The organism is Mycobacterium sp. NPDC050041, from assembly GCF_049541695.1.
Classification (GTDB): Bacteria; Actinomycetota; Actinomycetes; order Mycobacteriales; family Mycobacteriaceae; genus Mycobacterium.
The window spans coordinates 76551-93530 of sequence record NZ_JBMVDG010000005.1; the positions used below are offsets into that span (position 1 = coordinate 76551).

A 16980-nucleotide genomic window follows, 5' to 3' on the forward strand; every position below is an offset into this window, starting at 1 on the left:
ATGGCGACCCTCTCCGACCGCCTCGAGAACGTGATCGGCGCGAAATCGGCAAAAAAGCTCGAGGAGCACCTCGGCATCCGCACGGTGAACGACCTGCTGCGCCACTACCCGCGCAAGTACAGCGACGGCATGACCGTGCGCGGTGAGGGCGAGGCACTCGATCTCGAGGAAGGCGAGCACGTCACCTTCGTCGACGAGATCACCGAGGCCGATCCGGGTCTGATGAAGGCGCAGCCGGGCAAGCGCAGGCGCAAATACCTGCGTCTCACCATCGGCAAGCGCACGCCGAAGGTGACGGCGACGTTCTTCAACGCGGAATGGATGATCGACAAGCTGCCGGTCGGCACCAGGCTGATGCTGTCCGGTGAGGTGAAGTGGTTCCGCAACACGCTGCAGTTGAGTCACCCGGACTTCCTGGTGCTCGAGTCGCCACTCGGGAAGAAGATCGGCACCAAGTCGCTCAAGACCATCGCGGCGACCTCAGGCGAGACCGGCGACGACCTGCTGGCGGCGTTCGAGCGGGACTTCTTCCCGATCTACCCGGCCACCGCCAAGGTCCAGAGCTGGGATATCTACGCGTGCGTGCGGCAGACGCTCGACATGCTCGATCCCGTCCCTGACCCGTTGTCCGACAACGTCCTTCGTGAACGCGATTTGATCTCCGAAGATGCCGCGCTGCGGGCGATCCACCTGGCCGAGAACGAGGCGGAGCGTGACCGGGCCCGGGAACGGCTGACCGTCGACGAGGCGGTCGGGCTGCAGTGGGGTCTGGTGAGCCGGCGCCACGGTGAGCTGGGCGAGTCCGGCCCCGCGGCGCCGCTGCGGGACGACGGTCTGGTCGCCGGACTTCGCGAGCGGCTGCCGTTCGAGCTGACGAACGGTCAGCGCGAGGTGCTCGTCGAGCTGTCGTCCGAACTCGCGGCCACCCGGCCGATGAACCGGATGCTGCAGGGCGAGGTCGGCTCCGGCAAGACGATCGTCTCGGTGCTCGCGATGCTGCAGATGGTGGACGCCGGGTACCAGTGTGCGCTGCTGGCGCCCACGGAAGTGCTTGCGGCGCAACATGAGCGATCGGTCCGCGACGTGCTCGGTCCGCTGGCGATGGCGGGGGAGCTGGAAGGCGCCGACCGGGCGACCCGGGTGACGCTGCTGACCGGGTCGATGTCCCCGCAGCAGAAGCGTCAGGTGCGCGCCGCGGTGTCCTCCGGTGCGGCGGGCATCGTGATCGGCACCCATGCGCTGCTGCAGGACGCCGTGGAGTTCCACAATCTGGGCATGGTGGTGGTCGACGAGCAGCACCGTTTCGGCGTCGAACAGCGGGACCGGTTGCGCGCCAAGGCCCGTGCCGGACTCACTCCACACCTGTTGGTGATGACGGCCACCCCCATCCCGCGCACCGTGGCGCTGACGGTGTTCGGCGACCTGGAGACCTCGACGCTGCGGGAGCTGCCGCGCGGACGGCAACCGATCACCACCAACACGATTTTCGTCTCCGCCAAACCGGCGTGGCTCGAGCGGGCGTGGGCACGACTGGCCGAAGAGGTGCGTGCCGGGCGGCAGGCGTACGTGGTGGCGTCCCGCATCGACGAATCCGACGACGCACCGGCCGCGGACGGCGGACCTCCGCCGACCACCGTGGTGGAGCTCTTCGAGCGTCTGAAGGGTGGTGCGCTGTCCGGGTTGCGGCTGGCGCTGATGCACGGCAGGCTGCCCGCCGACGACAAGGACGCGGTGATGTCCGCCTTCCGGGCCGGCGAGATCGACGTCCTGGTGTGCACCACCGTCATCGAGGTGGGCGTCGACGTCCCGAACGCGACGGTGATGGTGGTGATCGACGCCGACCGGTTCGGCATCAGCCAGCTCCATCAGCTGCGCGGCCGCATCGGCCGGGGCAGCCATCCCAGCCTGTGCCTGCTGGCCACCCGGCTCCCGGAGGGTTCCAAAGCGGGGGCGCGGCTCAAGGCGGTGGCGAGCACGCTGGACGGCTTCGAGCTCGCCGACCTCGACCTCGAACAGCGTCGCGAGGGAGACGTCTTGGGTCTCAACCAGTCCGGCCGCAGGCTCAGGCTGCACTTCCTCTCGCTGGTCGACCATCTGGAGATCATCCAGGCTGCCCGGGCGCTGTGTGAGTCGCACTACGCGCACGCGCCTGCGGATCCGGGAATGGCATTGCTCGCCGCCCAGTTCACCGACACCGACGTGGACTACCTGGACAAGTCATGAACAGGCGGACCTGGTGGGTGGCGGTGGCCGCGGTGCTGGCGGTGCTGGTGGCCGTGCAGGTCAACACCGGGCAGCCGCGGGGGCGGTTCGTCGCCCAGGCCGAGATCCCCACCGTCACACCGGGAACCGACATCCTCGCCGGCGTGCCCGAGGTGCCCGGCCGGGTCCGGGCGAACGACTACCGGCGGGCCGCCTTCGGTGAGTCGTGGACCGACGACACCGACGCGCCCGGCGGCCGCAACGGCTGCGACACTCGAAACGACATCCTCGAGCGCGACCTGGTGGACAAGACCTACGTGGCGATCAGCCGCTGCCCGATCGCGGTGGCGACCGGCACGCTGCACGACCCGTACACCAACGCCACGGTGGCCTTCGTGCGCGGCAACCAGATCGGGGCGTCGGTGCAGATCGACCACCTCGTCCCACTGGCGCTGGCCTGGGATCTGGGCGCCCGGCACTGGACCGATCAGCTGCGCGCCCGGTTCGCCAACGACCCGGCGAACCTGATCGCCGTGTCCGGCGCGGCGAACCAGGACAAGGGCGACGACACTCCGGGTGAGTGGATGCCACCGAACCGGGCGTTCTGGTGTCAGTACGCCGTCCAGTTCGCGGCGGTGCTGCGCGGCTACGCACTACCGGTGGACACCCGGTCGGCGGTCACACTGCGCGACGCCGCGGCCACCTGCCCGACGGGCTGAGGCCGTGCCACAAGCGCGACACCGCGGAAGCCGCACTACTATCTATAGATATATGCGCATGTGTATATATATGGTCGAGTCATCGACCAGAAGGGACCGCTCACATGGCAGGCGCAGCGCTGGCGCTCTACGCGGTGTTCATCGTCACCGGCTTCGGGTGGCGCAGCTACCGGCAGTGGCGCCGCACCGGATCGACGGGGATGCGGGGCTTCCACGGCCGGCCGGGGTCGGCGGAGTGGCTCGCCGGCGCCGGGTTCGCGGTCGCCGTCGTGGTCGGCGCCGTGGCGCCGATCCTGCAACTGGCAGGGGTGGTGACCCCCCTCGGGGCGCTGAACCAGCCGGCGACCGGCGTCGCGGGCGCGATTCTCGCGGTCCTGGGGATTGCCGCGACGCTGTGGGCGCAGGAGTCGATGGCCGATTCGTGGCGCATCGGCGTCGACGCCGGTGAGGTGACGAAACTGGTCGACAGCGGGGTCTTCGGTTGGGTGCGCAACCCCATCTTCACCGCGATGCTCGTCTTCGGCCTCGGGGTGGCGCTGATGAACCCGAACGTGCTCGCTCTGCTCGGATTCGCCTTGCTGGTCGTGTCCATCGAGCTCCAGGTGCGGGTCGTCGAGGAGCCTCACCTGCTGCGCACGCACGGCGCGCGTTACCGCGATTACGGCCGCCGGGTGGGACGCTTCATCCCGGGAGCCGGGCGTTTCGGCACGGAGTCGGGCGAAGACACGCGCCGCCGTCACGTCCGATCACCGCGGCGGTAGCGGCCGGGCGGCCTCCGCGACGTGAGAGGAGTCAGTGCCTGTGCGAGTGGTCAGGCTGTTCGCCGTCGCCGTCGCCCTGCTCGTCGGGGCCGGTGGCGCCTCCCCGGTCGCCGGCGCGGCGTGCGAACCGAACGGGTGTGACCTGCGCACCCGGATCGCAGCAGCGGAGAAGTATGTGGCGACACGGCCGGGAACCGTGGGATTCGTGGTGCGCGATCGCGCGACCGGCGTCAGGTACCGCAACGCCGAGGCCGGCACGCTCGTGTGGACGGCATCGACGATCAAACTCGCGATGGTGGCCGACCTGCTCACCCGCGAGCGGGCAGGCTCGGTTCGGCTCGGCGAGGGCGATCGGCGGCTCATGGTCGCGATGCTGCGCAGTTCGGACAACGAGGCAGCCGACGCGCTGTGGTCCCGCTACGGGGGGACCGACAATGCCTTCAACGCCAACTTTCCGCGCTACGGGATGCCGAATGTGCGCCCGCAACCGGGGTTCGGTGACGTGTTCCCGTACTGGGGATTCCAGAAGGCCACCGCCGATGACCTCGACGGCCTGATGAACTTCGTCCTGACCGGTCTTCCGGCGGGCGACGCCGCCGCGGTCATCGCAGAGATGCAGCGGGTCGACCGCGAACAGCAGTGGGGAGTGTGGGGGGCGGGCAGCGCGATGACGCCGGGCAACAAGAACGGATGGTCGCAGGAGGAGGGCGGATGGGTGGTCAACACCGTCGGATTCGCCGGGCCGCAGCAGCGCTACACCTTGGCGATCATGAACTCGCTCGACGGTCAGGGCGGCTATGACGACGGTGTGCAGACCACGACGCAGATCAGTCGCATCCTGCTGGGACCCGCTTAGCGCCGGGTGCGACGGGTCCGGTTGTCACGCAACGGCATCGGTGACCACCGGCACCGCCGGGCTCGGCTGTCTAGGTGCCGGTGTAGGTGTCCGGGTCGGGACGGAACCGGGTGCCTTCGTCGAGCCCGTCGAGCGTCGCCATCTCCTCGTCGGTGAGCTCGAAGTCGAAGACGTCGAGATTCGCGGCGATGCGCTCGGGGTCAGAGGACCGCGGGATGACGATGTTGCCCAGCTGCATGCTCCACCGGATCAGCACCTGTGCGGCCGACTTCCCGTGCGCCTGCGCCACCGCGGTGACCGCCGGGTTCTCCAACAGCCTGCCCACGCCGAGCGGGCCGTAGGCCTCGGTGACGATCTCGTAGCCGGCGTTGACGGCGCGAAGGTCGGCCTGATTGAGCAGCGGATGCAGCTCGATCTGGTTGATCGCGGGGGTGAAGAACGACAGGTCGATGACGTTGGACAGGTGCTCGGCGTGGAAGTTGGACACACCGATCGAGCGGGTCACACCGTCCTCTTTGAGCTTCATCAACCCGCCCCAGCTGTCCACGTACTTGCCGTGGTCGCTGCCGGGCCAGTGGATCAGGTAGAGGTCGACGTAGTCCAGCCCGAGGCGCTCCAGGCTCGCGCGGCCCGCGTCCTGCGACGACTTGAAGCCCAGGTCGGTGGTGGCCAGCTTGGTGGTGACGTACACCTCCTCGCGCGGGATGCCCGACGACGTCACCGCACGGCCCACCGCCGCCTCGTTGCCGTAGGCCGCCGCCGTGTCGATCAACCGGTACCCGGCCTCCAGCGCGGCCGACACCGCGCGCTCGGTCTCGGCATCGGAGAGCTCCCCGACACCCAGTCCGAGGACCGGGATCGAGTGCCCGTCGTTGAGCGTGACGGTGGGAACCGCTGGCGCCGTTGTCATGTCACCTACCCTGTGGTTTGAAGGTCCGGAGATCGGTTCACCGACTTGCGGATGACGATATTACGAGTTCGGAACGCGGCCTAATCAACACCCGGTCAGGGGTGGGTGTCCGGCACAGCGGGTACACGATGCGGACAGTGAGTGAGGAAACCCCATGACAACAAGTGATGCACTGCACGCGCCGCGGGTCGGGCCCGAGCAGTCCGAGCCGGGGCCGGTGCCGCGGGGACGCAGCACGGTGCGTGACGCCGTGGTCAACGCCGTCACGGCTGCATCGTTCCGCGTCATCCCTCGGCTGCCCGACGTCGCCAAGCGGGTGCTGCTCGGCGGCCGATCGGTCACGGTGGACGGCAACACGCTGGACACCACCCTGCAGCTGATGCTGACCGGAGAGCGGGTCGCCGGGATCGGCGGGCTGGTCGCCAGTGAGGACGTGGCCGTCGCCCGCACCCAGCTGCGGACGGTGGCGGCGATGTTCCCGTGCGGCATCAAGGCCGACATCAGCGACATCGACATCCCCGGCCCCGCGGGGGCGATTCCCGCCCGCCACTACCGGCCGGTGCACGCCGTGTCGGGTCCGGCGCCGCTGCTGGTCTTCTACCACGGGGGCGGGTTCACCATCGGCGACCTCGACACCCACGACGACCTCTGCCGCCGCATCAGCCGCGACGGCCGCATGCACGTGCTGTCGGTCGACTACCGGCTCGCGCCCGAGCACAAGGCGCCCGCCGCCGCCGACGACGCCGACGCGGCCTACCGCTGGGCCGCCGACCACGCCGCCGAGCTCGGCGCCGATCCGCAGCGCGTCGCGGTCGGCGGCGACAGCGCCGGGGGCAATCTCGCCACAGTGGTCTGCCAGCACGCACGCCGCGACGGCGTCCGCGCGCCCGCGCTGCAGCTGCTCATCTACCCGGTGACCGATCTGAGCAGCGAGACCAGGTCCAAGACGCTGTTCGCCGACGGCTACTTCCTCACCGCCCGCGACATGGACTGGTTCCGCGCGAACTACGTCGACGGTTCTTCGGTCGCGGCCGACGATCCGGTGGTGTCACCCCTGCTGGCCGACGACCTGCGTGAGCTGCCCCCGGCGCTGGTGCTGACCGGCGGGTTCGACCCGCTGCGCGACGAGGGCACCCGCTACGCCGAGGCGCTGCGTGCCGCGGGCAACGCGGTCGAGCTGCGCGAGGAGAGCACCCTGGTGCACGGGTTCGTCAACTTCTTCCCGCTCGGCGGGGGCAGCGAGCGGGCCGTCGCGGACATGATCTCCGCGCTGCGGGCGCATCTGCACCACCCCTAGCGCGCGGTGCACGCTGGGGCCCGGCGACCACCCGCCGGTACGCTGGCCCCGTGGCCACCAAACCCAAGAAGACGCCCCGCTACGACCTGAAGGCGGCCGATCGCAAGCGCAACCTGTTCATCCAGATCGGCCTGACCGCCATCGTCGTGGTGTTCGCCGTCGCGCTCGTGCTCTACATCGTGTCGTCCGCCGAGGACCGTCCCGGCTCCGGCGAGGCGCAGGCCGTCCGGTTGGCGTCGGACAGCCTGATCGTCAAGGAGGGCACCACCGAGCCGAAGGTCGTGCTGTCGCTCTACGAGGACTTCATGTGCCCGGCCTGTGGCGCATTCGAGCAGGAGTTCGGGCCGACGGTGGGCAAGCTCATCGACAGCGGTGCGGTGGCCGCCGACTACTACACCGTGGCGATCCTCGACCGCGCCGGTGACGGCTACTCGTCGCGTGCAGGCAGCGCCGCCTACTGCGTGGCCGACGAGAACAAGGAGGCGTTCCAGCGTTTCCATGCGGCCCTGTTCACCCCGGGAATCCAGCCCCAGGAGAACAGCGGCGTCTACCCCGACGACAAGAAACTGATCGAGTACGCCCGGCAGGCCGGTGTCACCGGTGGCGTGGCCGACTGCATCACCAAGGGCCGCTATGTCGAGATGGTCAAGGGCATGGCGGATGCGACGGACGTCAACGGCACGCCGACCATCCGCATCAACGGCGAGGACTTCAAGCTGACCAACCAGACCACGCCGGACGACCTGGTCAACAAGGTCAAGGAGATCGTCGGCGACATCCCCGCCCTGGACGGCCCCGCCCCCGGACCCGTTCCCCCGCCGGCGTCATGACCGTCGCCGCGCCCAACGCCGTCGAACCGGCCGCGGACACGCGGCCCGGGAGTCGCGTCCGGTCGCCGAGCGCGGTGTGGGTGCTGATCGCCGGTGTCGTCGGCCTCGCGGCGGCCGTCACCCTGACGGTCGAGAAGATCGAGCTGCTCATCGACCCCAGCTACGTGCCGTCGTGCAGCCTGAACCCGGTGCTGTCGTGCGGTTCGGTGATGACCACGCCGCAGGCGTCGGCGTTCGGCTTCCCCAACTCCTTGATGGGCATCATCGCGTTCACCGTGGTGCTGGTGACCGGTGTGCTCGCCGTCGCGAAGGTGTCGCTGCCGCGCTGGTACTGGATGGGCCTGGCGGCCGGGACGCTGCTGGGCACGGTGTTCGTGCACTGGCTGATCTTCCAGAGCCTGTACCGCATCGGCGCGCTGTGCCCGTACTGCATGGTGGTGTGGGCGGTGACGATCCCGCTGCTGGTCGTGGTGTCGTCGATCGCCCTGCAGCCCGCACAGGGAAACGCGGTCACGCGCGCCCTGCACCAGTGGCGGTGGTCGCTGGTCGCGCTCTGGTTCACCGGGCTGGTCCTGCTCATCCTCGAGCGGTTCTGGGACTACTGGTCCACCCTTCTCTGACCACCCCCGGGCCTTGGCCCCTCGCGGCGCGTTAAAGTAGCGCGTGATCTCGAAGGTGCTGGTCGCCAACCGTGGGGAAATCGCGATCCGGGCTTTTCGCGCGGCCTATGAGATGGGCATCGCGACGGTGGCGGTGTACCCGTACGAGGACCGCAATTCGCTGCACCGGCTGAAGGCCGACGAGTCGTACCAGATCGGCGAGGTCGGCCATCCGGTGCGTGCCTACCTGTCGGTCGACGAGATCATCCGGGTGGCGCGGCACGCCGGCGCCGACGCGGTGTATCCCGGTTACGGCTTCCTCTCGGAGAACCCCGAACTGGCCGCGGCGTGCGCCGAGGCGGGCATCACCTTCGTCGGGCCCGGCGCCGACATCCTCGAACTGACCGGCAACAAGTCACGGGCCATCGAGGCGGCCCGGGCGGCCGGTCTGCCGGTGCTCGCGTCGTCGGCGCCCTCGGAGTCGGTCGAGGAACTGCTGACCGCCGCGGAGTCGATGGCGTTCCCGCTGTTCGTCAAGGCCGTCTCCGGCGGCGGCGGCCGCGGGATGCGGCGGGTCAGCGATCCCGACGGGTTGCAGGAGGCGATCGAGGCGGCCAGCCGGGAGGCGGAGTCGGCGTTCGGGGACGCATCGGTGTACCTGGAGCAGGCGGTGCTCAATCCGCGCCACATCGAGGTGCAGATCCTGGCCGACCGCCAGGGCGAAGTGATGCACCTGTTCGAGCGGGACTGCAGCGTGCAGCGCCGCCACCAGAAGGTGATCGAGCTCGCCCCCGCCCCGAATCTGCCCGCGGAGCTGCGGGAGAAGATCTGCGCAGACGCGGTGGCGTTCGCCCGCCAGATCGGATACGCCTACGCGGGCACCGTGGAGTTCCTGCTCGACGAACGCGGCAACCACGTCTTCATCGAGATGAACCCGCGGATCCAGGTGGAACACACGGTGACCGAGGAGATCACCGATGTCGACCTGGTCGCCTCCCAGTTGCGCATCGCCGACGGGGAATCACTGGCCGATCTGGGGCTGAGTCAGGAGTCGCTGCAGATCCGGGGCGCGGCGATGCAGTGCCGGATCACCACCGAGGATCCCGCCAACGGCTTCCGGCCCGACACCGGCCGCATCACCGGCTACCGGTCGCCGGGCGGGGCGGGGATCCGCCTCGACGGCGGCACCGTGCTGGGCGCCGAGATCAGCGCGCACTTCGACTCGATGCTGGTCAAGCTGACCTGCCGCGGCCGGGACTTCTCCACCGCGGTCGCCCGCGCGCGACGAGCCCTGGCGGAGTTCAGGATTCGCGGCGTCTCGACCAACATCCCGTTCCTGCAGGCCGTGGTCAACGACGCCGACTTCCGCGCGGGCAGGGTCACCACGTCGTTCATCGACGAACGGCCCTATCTGCTGACCGCGCGCACCCCGGCCGATCGCGGCACCAAGATCCTCAACTACCTGGCCGACGTGACGGTCAACCAGCCGCACGGCCCACGGCTGTCGGCGGTCTACCCGCAGGACAAGCTGCCGACCCTCGACCTCGAGGCGCCGGCACCGGCGGGCAGCAAGCAGCGCCTCATGGAGCTGGGCCCGGAGGGTTTCGCGGCGTGGCTGCGCGACGGGCCGGCGGTCGGTGTCACCGACACCACCTTCCGCGACGCCCACCAGTCGCTGCTGGCCACCCGCGTGCGCAGCACCGGACTGCTGATGGTCGCGCCCTACGTGGCGCGGATGACGCCGCAGCTGCTCTCCATCGAATGCTGGGGCGGCGCAACCTACGACGTGGCGCTGCGGTTCCTCAAGGAGGATCCGTGGGAGCGGCTGGCGGCGCTGCGTGAGGCGGTGCCCAACATCTGTCTGCAGATGCTGCTGCGCGGCCGCAACACCGTGGGCTACACGCCCTATCCGGAGTCGGTGACGACGGCGTTCGTCGAAGAGGCCACCGCGACGGGCATCGACATCTACCGGATCTTCGACGCGCTCAACAACGTCGACTCGATGCGCCCGGCCATCGACGCCGTGCGCGCCAGCGGCAGCGCGGTCGCCGAGGTCGCGATGTCCTACACCGGCGACTGTGCCGATCCCCGCGAGGATCTCTACACGCTGGACTACTACCTGCGGCTGGCCGAGCAGATCGTGGAGGCGGGTGCGCACGTGCTGGCCATCAAGGACATGGCCGGCCTGCTGCGTCCCCACGCGGCCACCCTGCTCGTCGGCGCGCTGCGGTCGCGGTTCGACCTGCCGGTGCACGTGCACACCCACGACACCCCCGGTGGCCAGCTCGCCACCTACACCGCGGCCTGGGCCGCCGGTGCGTCGGCGGTCGACGGGGCCGCCGCGCCGCTGGCAGGCACCACCAGCCAGCCCGCCCTGTCGTCGATCGTGGCCGCCGCGGCCCACACCGACCGCGACACCGGGCTCGACCTGGCCGCGGTGTGCGAACTGGAACCGTACTGGGAGGCGCTGCGCAAGGTGTACGCGCCGTTCGAGTCGGGCCTGCCCGCGCCGACCGGCCGGGTGTACCACCACGAGATCCCCGGTGGCCAGCTGTCCAATCTGCGTCAGCAGGCGATCGCGCTCGGGCTCGGCGACCGGTTCGAGGACATCGAGAACGCCTACGCGGGCGCCGATCGCATCCTGGGCCGCCTGGTCAAGGTCACGCCGTCGTCCAAGGTGGTCGGCGACCTGGCGCTGTCGCTGGTCGGCGCGGGCGCCGACGCCGACGAGTTCGCCGCCGACCCGGCCCGCTTCGACATCCCCGACAGCGTGATCGGTTTTCTGCGCGGCGAATTGGGCGATCCGCCCGGCGGCTGGCCTGAGCCGCTGCGCACCACGGCGCTGGCCGGGCGCGCCCCCGCCAAACCCGTCACCGAACTGAGTCCGGAGGACGAGGCGGTGCTGGCCCAGCCCGGCCCGAAGCGCCAGGCCGCACTCAACCGGCTGCTGTTCCCCGGTCCCACCAAGGAATTCGAGGCCCATCGCGAGGTCTACGGCGACACCTCCCGCCTCAGTGCCAATCAGTTCTTCTACGGCCTGCGTCAGGGTGAGGAACACCGGGTGTACCTCGAACGGGGCGTCGAACTCCTCATCGGCCTCGAGGCCGTCTCCGACGCCGACGAGCGCGGCATGCGGACCGTGATGTGCATCCTCAACGGCCAGCTGCGCCCGGTTCTGGTGCGCGACAACAGCATCGCCAGCGAGGTGCCCACCGCGGAGAAGGCCGACCGCGCCGACCCCGACCATGTCGCCGCCCCGTTCGCCGGCGTGGTGAACGTCACCGTCGACGTCGGTGACGAGGTCAGCGCCGGCCAGACCATCGCCACCATCGAGGCGATGAAGATGGAGGCCGCCATCACCGCACCCAAGGACGGCAAGGTGGCGCGCATCGCGGTCGCCGACACCGCACAGGTCGAAGGCGGCGACCTCCTGGTCGTGGTCAGCTGACCCGCCTCATCGCGGGGGTGTTCGGCGGCCGCCGGATCACCGTGCCACGCACCGGCACCCGGCCCACCACCGACCGGGTCCGGGAGTCGTTGTTCAACGTGCTCACGGCCCGGCTCGAGCTGGCGGGACTCTCGGTGCTCGACCTGTACGCCGGATCCGGAGCCCTTGGGCTGGAAGCGGTCTCGCGTGGCGCGTCGACCGTGACGTTCGTCGAGGCGGATCGGCGGGCGGCCGGTGTCATCGAACGCAATATCGCCGACCTCGGCGTGCGGAATGCGCTGGTGCGCAAGACCGGTGTGGCCGCTGCGCTCGGCGGCGCCGCGTCGCCGGTGGACCTGGTGCTGGCCGACCCGCCGTACGACATCGCCGAGGCGGAGATCGACGAGATGATCGCGCTGCTGGACTCCGGCGGCTGGGTACGCACCGGGACGGTCGTCGTCATCGAGCGCCGTGCCTCGGCCGGGCCGACACGGTGGCCGGAGCACTGGGTCCGGTGGCCGCAGCGGCGATACGGCGACACCCGGCTGGACATCGCAGAATCCGGCTGAGCGGATCTGATCCCCGGGTCGCTTCGCTCCTGCCCGCCGTGCCAATCCCCGGGTCGCTTCGCTCCTGCCCGCCGAGCCCGTCCTGCTAGCGTCGTCACCCATGAGTGGCGCCGTCTGCCCCGGATCGTTCGACCCGGTCACGCTTGGTCACATCGACGTCTTCGAGCGGGCCGCCGCGCAGTTCGACGAGGTCGTCGTCGCCGTGCTCGGCAATCCGAACAAGAAGGGGCTGTTCAGCCCCGACGAACGGATCGCGATGATCGAGGAGTCCACGACGCATCTGCCGAACCTGCGGGTGGAGTCCGGGTCCGGGCTGGTCGTCGACTTTGTCAAGGCCAGGGGACTGACCGCGATCGTCAAGGGTCTGCGCACCGGCACCGACTTCGAGTACGAGCTGCAGATGGCTCAGATGAACAAGCACGTCGCCGGGGTGGACACCTTCTTCGTCGCGACCACACCGCGCTATTCGTTCGTGTCGTCGTCGCTGGCCAAGGAGGTGGCAATGCTCGGCGGTGATGTCACCGAGCTGCTGCCCGAGGCGGTCAACCGCCGGTTGGCCGAAAGGCGCGGCGCCGCGGGCTGATTCGCCCGCAGCTCAGTCCGGTGTCACCGTGGTGAGGCAGAACGGATGGCCGACGGGATCGAGCATGACCCGCCACCGGGACGGCGCCTGCTGGTGGGCCGCCTCACGGGCGCCGAGGGCGAGCGCACGGGCGACGGCGTCGTCGATGTCGTCGACGGAGACGTCGAGATGCATCTGCTGCAGCTGCCCGGGGCGAGGCCAGGTCGGCGCGACGTAGTCGGTGACCCGCATGAAGGCCAGTGTCCCCGCGCCGTCGGTGATCGCGACGACGCCACCGTCGGGGGCTTCGACGAGGCGGCGCATGCCGAGCAGCGCACTGTAGAAGTCGGCGAGGGCGGCCGGGTCGGGGCAGTCGATCGAGGTGGCGCCCAGGCGTCCCACCGGCTGACCTGGCGATGTCATGTCGCCATCCTGCCACCCGAATCGACGGCGCAGGACGCCACGGGGCACGGTTGACCTGGCGCGATGTGGGGTAGGCAGGGTGTGGCGCACAGCCCATTGCGCCGCCCACAATTCAGCCCCGCATTACGGAGGTCACTGTCGTGACTCAGACATTCGTGCAATCGACCGACGACGTGGTCGCATTCCTCAAGGACCAGCACAACCTCATCAAGGACATGTTCGACGACGTGCTGTACGCGTCGGAGACCAAGGCCAGGGAGAAGGCGTTCACCAGTCTGCGCCAACTCCTCGCGGTGCACGAGACCGCGGAGGAGATGGTGGTGCATCCCCGGGTCCGCCGCGAGGTGGACGAAGGTGACCGCATCGTCGACGCCCGCCTGCGGGAGGAACACGTCGCCAAGGAGCACCTCTCCGCCCTCGAGGCCATGGACATCGGTTCGAAGGAGTTCCTGGACGAATTGGTGTTGTTCCGTGCCGCCGTGATCGACCACGCGGAACGCGAGGAGACCGAGGAGTTCAACAAGCTGCAGCGCGAACTCGACGCCGACGACCTGAAGCGGATGGTCGCCGCCGTGCAGGCCGCACAGGCGATCGCGCCCACCCGGCCGCATCCCGGCGTCGAGTCGGCGAAGCTGAACTTCGCGGTCGGCCCGTTCGCCTCGATGCTCGACCGGGCCCGCGACGCGATCGCCGCGGCGATGCGCTGACCGCACGCGCCGCGTCCGGCCTGCGGTTTCGGCGGGCCGCGCGCTGGTGCATGCTGAATATGTGCCGGGTGCGACACACCGACCGGGCTGCAGAGTCACAGCGGTAACACCAGGCACACTGGTAACAAATTACTTCGCCTGGAGGGTGTTGCCGTGTACCGAGTTTTTGAGGCGCTCGACGAACTGGGCGCGATCGTGGAAGAAGCGCGCGGCGTGCCGATGACCGCGGGGTGTGTGGTGCCCCGCGGCGACGTCCTCGAGCTCATCGACGACATCAAGGACGCCATCCCCGGCGAGCTCGACGACGCGCAGGATGTGCTCGACGCCCGCGACGCGCTGTTGCGCGACGCCAAGGAGCACTCCGAGGGCATGGTCGCGTCGTCGCGCGCCGAAGCGGAGTCGATGCTCAACCACGCGCGTGGCGAGGCCGACCGCCTGCTGGCCGACGCCAAGTCCCAGGCCGACCGGATGGTCGCCGAGGCACGCCAGCACAGCGAGCGGATGGTCGGCGAGGCGCGCGAGGAGGCGGCGCGGGTCAGCGCCACCGCCAAGCGCGAGTACGACGCCGCCACCGGCCGGGCCAAGGCCGAGGCCGACCGCCTGATCGAGAACGGCAACATCTCCTACGAGAAGGCCGTCCAGGAAGGCATCAAGGAGCAGCAGCGGCTGGTCTCGCAAACCGAGATCGTCGCCACCGCGAACGCCGAGGCCAGCCGTCTGGTCGACACCGCGCACGCCGAGGCCGACCGGCTCCGCGGAGAATGCGACATCTACGTCGACAGCAAGCTCGCCGAGTTCGAGGAGTTCCTCAACGGCACGCTGCGCTCGGTCGGTCGCGGCCGTCACCAGCTGCGCACGGCGGCCGGCACGCACGACTACGTCACCAGGTAACCGGGGCACACCGCTGCGGCAGCCGCGATCCCGCGGCTGCCGCGTTGAGCAGCGCCGTAACATCGCACACATGGCTACGCAGCGGCGAGCGCGACACCGTGCAACACCTTCGCGGCTCGTACTCGACCTGTCCACGCTGGGCCGGCGACCGGGCTCCATGCTCACCATCCGCGAGACGGTCCCCAGTCCGCTGCGGATGGGCCTGGACCTCGTCGCGGTCGAGAAGGATGCCCCACTCGAGCTCGACCTGCGGATCGAGTCCGTGTCGGAGGGCGTGCTGGTCACCGGCACCGTCTCCGCGCCGACGGCCGGCGAGTGCGGGCGCTGCCTGACCCCGATCACCGGCCACGTCGACATCGACCTGACCGAGTTGTTCGCCTACCCCGACAGCGCCACCGACGAGACCACAGACGCCGACGAGATCGGCCGGGTGGGCTCGAGCGGTCAGGCCGACACCGTCGACCTCGAGCAGCCGATCATCGACGCCATCGGTCTCGCACTGCCGTTCGCTCCCCTGTGCGGGCCGGACTGCGAAGGGCTGTGCGCCGAATGCGGCGTCCGATTGGCCGAAGCCGAGCCGGACCACCACCACGAACAGCTCGACCCGCGCTGGGCGAAACTGGCGGCGCTGCTGCCCGACGAGGCGCCCCGGGAACCGGGGGACGATTCGTGACCGACCGCGCGCCGCTGCTGGAGGCGCTGGGGGTGGATCTGCCCCCCGAACTGCTGACGATCGCGCTGACCCACCGCAGCTACTCCTACGAGAACGGCGGCCTGCCGACCAACGAGCGCCTCGAGTTCCTCGGTGACGCCGTGCTCGGCCTGACCATCACCGAGGAGCTCTACCACCGCCATCCCGATCGGTCCGAAGGCGACCTGGCCAAGCTGCGCGCCAGCATCGTCAACACCCACGCGCTCGCCGACGTCGGCCGCAATCTCAGCGCCGACGGGCTGGGCGCCTACCTGTTGCTCGGCAAGGGTGAGGAGCACTCCGGCGGCGCCGACAAGTCGAGCATCCTCGCCGACGGCGTCGAATCACTGCTCGGCGCAATCTATGTCGAGCACGGGCTGGTGACCGCGCGAGAGGTGATCCTGCGGTTGTTCGCCGGGTTGATCACCACCGCTCCGACACTGGGCGCCGGGCTGGACTGGAAGAGCAGCCTGCAGGAGCTCACCGTGGCCCGCAGCATGGGCGCGCCGTCCTACGTCGTCACCTCGACGGGCCCGGACCACGACAAGGAATTCACCGCCACCGTCGTCGTCGCGGACATCGAGTACGGCAGGGGAGTGGGCCGCACCAAGAAGGAAGCCGAACTCAAGGCAGCCGCCGCGGCGTGGAATGCGTTGTCCGCCACGGGTGTCGATGCCTGAACTACCCGAGGTGGAGGTCGTCCGGCGAGGCCTGGACGCCCATGTCACGGGCCGGACCATCACCGCGGTGCGGGTCCATCACCCGCGGGCGGTCCGGCGGCACGGCGCAGGCCCCGCCGACCTGACCGGACGACTCCTCGACGCGCACGTCACCGGGACCGGCAGGCGGGGAAAGTACCTGTGGCTCACCCTCGACGACGGTGACACCGCGCTCGTCGTCCACCTCGGCATGAGTGGTCAGATGCTGCTCGGCCCCATTCCCAACGAGAACCACCTGCGCATCGCCGCGCTGCTCGACGACGGCACCGCGCTCAGCTTCGTCGACCAGCGCACCTTCGGCGGCTGGCAGCTGGCCGACATGGTGACCGTCGACGGCACCGATGTCCCGATGCCGGTGGCGCACTTGGCCCGCGATCCGCTCGATCCGCGGTTCGACCGCGACGGGGTGATATCGGTGTTGCGGCGCAAGCACTCCGAGATCAAGCGTCAGCTGCTCGACCAGACCGTGGTGTCCGGCATCGGCAACATCTACGCCGACGAGGCGCTGTGGCGTGCGAAGGTCAGCGGCACCCGGCTGGCGTCGGCGCTGACCCGTCGGCAACTGGCCGAACTCCTCGACGCCGCCGCCGAGGTGATGACCGACGCGCTCGGGCAGGGCGGCACGTCATTCGACTCGCTGTACGTCAACGTCAACGGCGAATCGGGGTACTTCGACCGGTCGCTGGACGCCTACGGCCGCGAAGGGGAGCCGTGCCGGCGCTGCGGTGCGGTGATGCGGCGCGAGAAGTTCATGAACCGCTCGTCGTTCTACTGCCCGAGATGTCAGGCCAGGCCCCGGGTGCGGCGCACTCCCTGA

17 protein-coding genes are annotated in these 16980 nt (G+C 69.7%); 15 read left to right on the plus strand and 2 right to left on the minus strand.

Annotated features, from left to right (window positions below; all coding sequences use genetic code 11):
- The 4 genes from recG (at position 1) to ACPCHZ_RS17040 (ending at position 4538) form a co-directional block, all read left to right on the plus strand.
- Positions 1-2223, plus strand: coding sequence for an ATP-dependent DNA helicase RecG (recG, locus tag ACPCHZ_RS17025; protein WP_423485802.1), 2223 nt, complete (start codon positions 1-3; stop codon positions 2221-2223).
- On the plus strand, positions 2220-2921 hold the full coding sequence (locus ACPCHZ_RS17030) for an HNH endonuclease family protein (protein ID WP_423485803.1): 702 nt from the start codon (positions 2220-2222) through the stop codon (positions 2919-2921). The genes recG and ACPCHZ_RS17030 overlap by 4 nt, the downstream gene beginning before the upstream one ends.
- 104 nt (positions 2922-3025) lie before the next feature.
- Complete coding sequence (locus tag ACPCHZ_RS17035) at positions 3026-3682, plus strand: methyltransferase family protein (protein ID WP_423485804.1); 657 nt, start codon at positions 3026-3028, stop codon at positions 3680-3682.
- Between the two features lie 40 nt (positions 3683-3722).
- Positions 3723-4538, plus strand: coding sequence for a tat pathway signal sequence (locus ACPCHZ_RS17040; RefSeq protein WP_423485805.1), 816 nt, complete (start codon positions 3723-3725; stop codon positions 4536-4538).
- A gap of 70 nt (positions 4539-4608) precedes the next feature.
- Here ACPCHZ_RS17040 and ACPCHZ_RS17045 read toward each other — a convergent pair whose 3' ends face one another.
- Entirely contained in the window at positions 4609-5448 is an 840-nt protein-coding gene (locus tag ACPCHZ_RS17045; RefSeq protein WP_423485806.1) for an aldo/keto reductase, read from the minus strand.
- Between the two features lie 154 nt (positions 5449-5602).
- Here ACPCHZ_RS17045 and ACPCHZ_RS17050 point away from each other — a divergent pair, with 154 nt between their 5' ends.
- From ACPCHZ_RS17050 to coaD, 6 genes are all read left to right on the plus strand, one after another.
- The gene (locus ACPCHZ_RS17050) at positions 5603-6745 is read left to right on the plus strand and encodes an alpha/beta hydrolase (RefSeq protein ID WP_423485807.1); all 1143 of its coding nucleotides are present in this window, start codon (positions 5603-5605) and stop codon (positions 6743-6745) included.
- A 50-nt stretch (positions 6746-6795) separates the two neighbouring features.
- On the plus strand, positions 6796-7575 hold the full coding sequence (locus ACPCHZ_RS17055) for a DsbA family protein (protein ID WP_423485808.1): 780 nt from the start codon (positions 6796-6798) through the stop codon (positions 7573-7575).
- Positions 7572-8195 (plus strand): vitamin K epoxide reductase family protein, encoded by a 624-nt coding sequence (locus tag ACPCHZ_RS17060; protein ID WP_423485809.1) that lies wholly within the window; start codon positions 7572-7574, stop codon positions 8193-8195. The genes ACPCHZ_RS17055 and ACPCHZ_RS17060 overlap by 4 nt, the downstream gene beginning before the upstream one ends.
- 43 nt (positions 8196-8238) lie before the next feature.
- The gene (locus ACPCHZ_RS17065; RefSeq protein WP_423485810.1) at positions 8239-11622 is read left to right on the plus strand and encodes a pyruvate carboxylase; all 3384 of its coding nucleotides are present in this window, start codon (positions 8239-8241) and stop codon (positions 11620-11622) included.
- Complete coding sequence (gene rsmD / locus ACPCHZ_RS17070) at positions 11619-12170, plus strand: 16S rRNA (guanine(966)-N(2))-methyltransferase RsmD (RefSeq protein ID WP_423486087.1); 552 nt, start codon at positions 11619-11621, stop codon at positions 12168-12170. Before ACPCHZ_RS17065 ends, rsmD begins: the two co-directional genes overlap by 4 nt.
- A 100-nt stretch (positions 12171-12270) precedes the next feature.
- A complete protein-coding gene (coaD, locus tag ACPCHZ_RS17075) occupies positions 12271-12753 on the plus strand; it encodes a pantetheine-phosphate adenylyltransferase (RefSeq protein ID WP_264011740.1) in 483 nt (160 codons plus the stop codon).
- Positions 12754-12765: 12 nt separating this feature from the next.
- Here the strand turns inward: coaD and ACPCHZ_RS17080 are convergent, their stop codons facing one another.
- Positions 12766-13155 carry a VOC family protein gene (locus ACPCHZ_RS17080; protein WP_423485811.1) on the minus strand — a complete coding sequence of 130 codons (390 nt, stop codon included), beginning with the start codon at positions 13153-13155 and terminating at the stop codon, positions 12766-12768.
- 140 nt (positions 13156-13295) lie between these two features.
- On the opposite strand from ACPCHZ_RS17080, the gene ACPCHZ_RS17085 reads away from it, so the two are divergent.
- The 5 genes from ACPCHZ_RS17085 (at position 13296) to mutM (ending at position 16980) form a co-directional block, all read left to right on the plus strand.
- On the plus strand, positions 13296-13862 hold the full coding sequence (locus ACPCHZ_RS17085) for a hemerythrin domain-containing protein (RefSeq protein WP_423485812.1): 567 nt from the start codon (positions 13296-13298) through the stop codon (positions 13860-13862).
- 153 nt (positions 13863-14015) lie between these two features.
- Positions 14016-14753 carry a cell division protein SepIVA gene (gene sepIVA / locus ACPCHZ_RS17090; protein WP_423485813.1) on the plus strand — a complete coding sequence of 246 codons (738 nt, stop codon included), beginning with the start codon at positions 14016-14018 and terminating at the stop codon, positions 14751-14753.
- A 70-nt stretch (positions 14754-14823) separates the two neighbouring features.
- On the plus strand, positions 14824-15426 hold the full coding sequence (locus ACPCHZ_RS17095) for a YceD family protein (RefSeq protein WP_423485814.1): 603 nt from the start codon (positions 14824-14826) through the stop codon (positions 15424-15426).
- On the plus strand, positions 15423-16124 hold the full coding sequence (rnc, locus tag ACPCHZ_RS17100) for a ribonuclease III (protein ID WP_423485815.1): 702 nt from the start codon (positions 15423-15425) through the stop codon (positions 16122-16124). The genes ACPCHZ_RS17095 and rnc overlap by 4 nt, the downstream gene beginning before the upstream one ends.
- Positions 16117-16980 (plus strand): bifunctional DNA-formamidopyrimidine glycosylase/DNA-(apurinic or apyrimidinic site) lyase, encoded by an 864-nt coding sequence (gene mutM, locus ACPCHZ_RS17105; protein ID WP_423485816.1) that lies wholly within the window; start codon positions 16117-16119, stop codon positions 16978-16980. Before rnc ends, mutM begins: the two co-directional genes overlap by 8 nt.

Excerpts from the sequence above, each read along its gene's own strand:
- ACPCHZ_RS17080 (WP_423485811.1), bottom strand. The coding sequence starts at position 13,155 with ATGACATCGCCAGGTCAGCCGGTGGGACGCCTGGGCGCCACCTCGATC.
- recG (WP_423485802.1), top strand. The coding sequence starts at position 1 with ATGGCGACCCTCTCCGACCGCCTCGAGAACGTGATCGGCGCGAAATCG.
- ACPCHZ_RS17095 (WP_423485814.1), top strand. The coding sequence starts at position 14,824 with ATGGCTACGCAGCGGCGAGCGCGACACCGTGCAACACCTTCGCGGCTC.
- ACPCHZ_RS17050 (WP_423485807.1), top strand. The coding sequence starts at position 5,603 with ATGACAACAAGTGATGCACTGCACGCGCCGCGGGTCGGGCCCGAGCAG.
- ACPCHZ_RS17045 (WP_423485806.1), bottom strand. The coding sequence starts at position 5,448 with ATGACAACGGCGCCAGCGGTTCCCACCGTCACGCTCAACGACGGGCAC.
- ACPCHZ_RS17060 (WP_423485809.1), top strand. The coding sequence starts at position 7,572 with ATGACCGTCGCCGCGCCCAACGCCGTCGAACCGGCCGCGGACACGCGG.
- ACPCHZ_RS17030 (WP_423485803.1), top strand. The coding sequence starts at position 2,220 with ATGAACAGGCGGACCTGGTGGGTGGCGGTGGCCGCGGTGCTGGCGGTG.
- mutM (WP_423485816.1), top strand. The coding sequence starts at position 16,117 with ATGCCTGAACTACCCGAGGTGGAGGTCGTCCGGCGAGGCCTGGACGCC.
- coaD (WP_264011740.1), top strand. The coding sequence starts at position 12,271 with ATGAGTGGCGCCGTCTGCCCCGGATCGTTCGACCCGGTCACGCTTGGT.
- ACPCHZ_RS17035 (WP_423485804.1), top strand. The coding sequence starts at position 3,026 with ATGGCAGGCGCAGCGCTGGCGCTCTACGCGGTGTTCATCGTCACCGGC.